The sequence below is a fragment of the Halalkalicoccus sp. NIPERK01 genome (genome assembly GCF_030287405.1).
Taxonomy (GTDB): Archaea; Halobacteriota; Halobacteria; order Halobacteriales; family Halalkalicoccaceae; genus Halalkalicoccus.
The window spans coordinates 1-247 of record NZ_JASVVV010000052.1 but is presented as its reverse complement, the minus strand read 5'-3'; the positions used below and the strand labels follow the sequence as shown (position 1 = coordinate 247).

The 247-nt window shown below is 57.5% G+C and carries 1 protein-coding gene; it reads left to right on the top strand.

What is annotated here, in order from left to right:
* On the top strand, window positions 1-247 hold a 247-nt coding region (locus tag QRT08_RS18520), incomplete at both ends, for a phage tail tape measure protein (protein ID WP_286047471.1).

The following is a 247-nucleotide window of genomic DNA, read 5'->3' as shown; positions in this document are numbered from 1 at the left end:
AAGCCTACCGCTTCGGTAATGTTCTCGTAGCGCTCGGTAACAATTTTGCTACCACTGAATCCGAAATCACCGAGTTCACTTTGCGTATGGCAGCATCGGGCCGGCAAGCTGGGTTAACCACTGCTGATGTCGCCGCATACGGTGCTGCCTTGTCCTCTGTCGGTGTGGAGGCTGAAGCTGGCGGCACCGCCATGAGCAAAGTCTTCACCGATGTGGCTGACGCTGTGCGCTCCGGCCAAGGCTCTCT